The following is a 4,066-nucleotide window of genomic DNA, read 5'->3' on the forward strand; positions in this document are numbered from 1 at the left end:
AAGATTTTTCTCTGACAAATAGTTTTGTGCCCTTTTCTCTGGAAAAAGATCTTGGTTCGTGTTTGACTAAAGAGAAAGGTGATTCACCACTTCCCGGTTTTATCTGATATTCAATGTGTTCCTGATCTTTGTTGGATGCGACATAATATGATTCACCAAAACAAAACCCAGCGAATCTTCCAACGCCATTTTTGCCAAATACGGTTCGACTCCTATTATTTACAACAACAGTATTGCCTTGAGAGCCTATTCGGTCGTAGGCAAGAGTTCTCCATCTAGAAGTAAATTCTGTATCCGTAAGACCACAACCGTTGTCTTCAATAGAGAAAAATTGTTCATTATCTTTGGTTGGCCACGTAATTTTTACCTCACTAGCGCCAGCATCCCATGCGTTTGCCACTAGTTCAACTATTGCAACCTTTGGATCATGTAGTATGGCTTTGCCGACAAGTTTTTCTAAAAAGTTTGGCCCGAAGAGGCAGGACTGTTCCATTTATATGTTTTCCTTTTGTAAAGGCATAACGCTCTATTAATGATCTCTTCGATTACATAATTAATATTTGCAGAGCATTTTTTTGCGATGGGCAAACAAAGGGGGTGTTGGGAGAGAAATGTGTGGAGATGAAAAGTGAGTGGTCCATGTTGGTCCTTCCTTTGAATCAGTACTTCCTTGTGTTATGTGCTCTTAGTATTCCACCGCACTCCCTTATAGGCAACTGTTTGCCATTCGCTGAAACAACTCAATGCGCACTAAACAGCTTCGCCCTGACCGTCTCCCGGTATTTCATCGGCGAGGTGCCGAACTGGCGGTGGAAGATTTTGCTAAAGGCAGCGCCATCCTGATAGCCGCAGTGGGCGGCGATTTCCGATACCGACAGGTTCGATTTCTGTAACAGCTCCCGGGCGTTGTTGAGGCGGGTGCGCTGCAGGTATTGCAGCGGGGTCTTGCCGAGGGCGTTTTTAAAGCGCCGGTCGAAGGTGCGCATGCTGAAGCCGAACTGCCTGGCGACGTCGCTGATCCGGATCGGCTTGCTGAAGTTGTCCTCGAACCAGATCTGCGCCTGCACCACCTGTTCGTCCGGGTGGTATTCCACGTTGTCGGAAAAGTAGCTGGTGGGCTCGAAGGAGCTGCGGATTTCGTGGAAGAAGTTGCGCTCCACCTGGGTGGCGGCGTGGCGGCCGTAGAGCCGCGCCACCAGGTGCACCATCAGTTCCGCCATGGCGTTGACGCTGGCGGCGCAGTACAGGTTGCCCGCCTGGGTGATGAAGTACTGGCGCTTCAGGTCCACCGCCGGGTAGTCCTTCTGGAACTGGTCGAAGTAGTGCCAGTGGGTGGTGGCGGGCTGGTTGTCCAGTAGCCCCGCTTCCGCCAGGAAGCAGACCCCGGTGCCCACCGCGATCATGGTCGCCCCCTGCTGGGCCTGCTGTTGCAGCCAGGGCACGTAGGCGCGGTATTTCTTCAGCGCCGGGCGCGGATTGCGCCACAGGGCGGGCAGACAGACGATATCGCAGTGATCCATCTCGTCGATGGTGGCGCTGGGATGAATGGCGAAACCGGAGGGCGAGTCCACCGGTTCTTTGTCGATGGACAGGGTACAGGCGGCGATGGGCCGGGTGCCGGGGTTGACGGCGCGGTCGGCCGCTTCCGCGGTGCGCAACATTTCCACCGGCAGGGTGGCGCTGGTGCCCAGCAGGTTGTGATACAGCAATGTGCACACCTGCAGTGGCTGGGGAGAATTATCTGTCTTTTTGGCCATAATGGAAAAAGATATGGCTATATTGACCAAAAAGCAATGCCGAATGATTGCTAGACTGAGCCCATAGCAGAATACCGCACCCCTATAGGACACCGCTCTCTATGCAATCATTGCCCGTTATCGTCGGTTTCGGCGGCTACAACGCCGCCGGTCGCAGTTCGTCCCACCAGGGTTTTCGCCGCATGGTGCTGGAATCCCTGCCGACAGAGGAGCGCGAACAGACCATCGTCGGGCTGGCCTGCCTGATGTCCCTGGTGAAGTGGGATGGCGAGTGCTACCGCGACGGCGACAACCATGCTCTCGACAGTGCCTCGGTCGCCGCCACGTATGCCCAGCAGGTGATTGATGGCACGTTGATTCGCCGTCTGGAAAAAGCCATTTACGATCCCGATCAGGTGCTCGGCCACAAGCGCGTCAAGGTGCAGCCGGGAGAGGGCGAGGGCGAGGAAGTGGTGTTCAAACTCGGTCGCCGCGACATGCCGGAAAAACTGCCCGCTCACTGGCAGGTGCGGGCCCTGGAGGATGGTTCCTTCGAGGTGCGTACCCGCGACCGGGGCGAGTTCCTGGTGCCGGTGTACAGCCGCCAGGATGCCCAGGCCGCCGGTCAGCTGCCCTCCGGATTCGATCCCGCCGCGCAATACAATTCCCGCTTCCATCCCCGCGGCCTGCAGTTGACCCTGCTGGGCGCCAGCGATGCCCTGCATTCGGTGGGCGTGCCCTGGGAGCTGATCGCCGATTCGGTGCACCCGGATGAAATCGGCGTGTACGGTTCCAGTGTGTTTGGCCAGCTCGGCTCCGAAGGGCTGGGCGGCCTGCTGCAAAGTCGCCTCAAGTCTGAGCGCTCCACCTCCAAGCAACTGGCGCTGGGCCTCAACACCATGCCGGCGGATTTTGTGAACGCCTATGTGCTGGGCAGCGTCGGCCACACCGAGGCCATTACCGGCGCTTGCGCCTCGTTCCTCTATGTCTTGCAGGCGGCGGTGAAGGATATTCGCAGCGGCCGCCGCCGGGTGGCGATTGTCGGCAACGCCGAGGCCAGCCTGACCCCGGAAATCTTCGAGGGCTTTACCAATATGGGGGCGCTGGGCACCGACGAGGGCCTGTGCAAGCTGGATAATTCCAGCACCCCCGACTGGCGCCGCGCCAGCCGTCCGTTTGGCGAGAACTGCGGTTTCACCCTGGCGGAGGGCACCCAGTTCGTGGTGCTGATGGACGATGCCCTGGCCATTCAGCTGGGCGCGGATATCCACGGTGCGGTGTCGGAGGTGTTTATCAATGCCGACGGCCTGAAAAAATCCATTTCCGCCCCCGGCGCGGGCAACTACCTGTCTTTTGCCAAGGCGGTGGCCTCTGCGGTGGCGGTGTTTGGCGAGGAAACCGTCAGACACCACAGCTTTATCCACGCCCACGGTTCCAGTACCCCGGCCAACCGGGTCACCGAGTCGGAAATTTTTGACCGCGTTGCCGATGCCTTCGGCATTGCCGACTGGCCGGTGACGGCGGTGAAATCCTATGTGGGCCACAGTATCGCCTCCGCCAGTGGCGATCAGTTGATGGCCGCACTGGGTACCTTCAAGTACAAACTGATTCCCGGCATCAAGACCATTGCTGCGCTGGCGCCCGACGTGCATCAGAACCACCTCAGCTATCCGCTGGCGGACCTGGATGTCGAGGCGCGGGGCATGGAGCTGGCCTTTATCAACTCCAAGGGCTTTGGCGGCAACAATGCCACCGCCGTGGTGGTAGCGCCGCAGCGGGTCGAGGCGATGCTGGCCCGTCGCCACGGTGCCGAGATGGAGGCCTACCGCAGCCGCCGCGAACAGACCCGTGTGAACGCCGCGGCCTACGCTGCCCGCGCTGACCAGGGGCAACTGGATGTGGTGTATCGCTTTGGTGAGCCGGTGATCGACGACAGTGACATTCGCATTTCCGCCGCGGGCATGCGGGTGCCGGGCTACGAACACGAGGTGGTGTTCGACCGCGCCAACCCCTGGCGGGATATGGCCTAGCCGCCGGTTTCGCGCGGATAGATCTTCTGCGGCCCACATTTCTTCGTGGACCGCTTCCGACCCTTCCGATCAGTCGTGCCGGTGCGGGACGTTTCCGCCCGGCATGTGACCCCATGTGCGCTATTGGTCGGAATTTATCGGTAGCTGTTCTAGAATTGTCTTTTCACAGTCATGGTTTTTTGTGAAAGTTGCGCCCCCGCACGGCATGACCATGTCGTGATAGGGTGTCACTTTGCCCATGAGGCACGGGTTCGGAGGCGGGTTCCTCCGGTTGTTGGTACTGCTCTTCATTCTGTTTGT

General features: G+C 58.4%; 3 protein-coding genes. 1 reads left to right on the forward strand and 2 read right to left on the reverse strand.

Going from position 1 to position 4,066, the window contains the following annotated elements; translation table 11 throughout:
- The coding region (locus tag ABY948_RS11470; protein ID WP_461482671.1) for an ATP-binding protein at window positions 1–493 on the reverse strand (493 nt) is incomplete at its 3' end.
- A 247-nt stretch (window positions 494–740) separates the two neighbouring features.
- Window positions 741–1,718 carry a GlxA family transcriptional regulator gene (locus ABY948_RS11475; protein ID WP_461482672.1) on the reverse strand — a complete coding sequence of 326 codons (978 nt, stop codon included), beginning with the start codon at window positions 1,716–1,718 and terminating at the stop codon, window positions 741–743.
- 140 nt (window positions 1,719–1,858) lie between these two features.
- Here ABY948_RS11475 and ABY948_RS11480 point away from each other — a divergent pair, with 140 nt between their 5' ends.
- A complete protein-coding gene (locus tag ABY948_RS11480; protein WP_461482673.1) occupies window positions 1,859–3,766 on the forward strand; it encodes a beta-ketoacyl synthase in 1,908 nt (635 codons plus the stop codon).
- Window positions 3,767–4,066: the final 300 nt, after the last annotated feature.

It is taken from the genome of Porticoccus sp. (assembly GCF_041592135.1).
GTDB lineage: Bacteria > Pseudomonadota > Gammaproteobacteria > Pseudomonadales > Porticoccaceae > Porticoccus.

Excerpts from the sequence above, each read along its gene's own strand:
- ABY948_RS11480 (WP_461482673.1), top strand. The coding sequence starts at position 1,859 with ATGCAATCATTGCCCGTTATCGTCGGTTTCGGCGGCTACAACGCCGCC.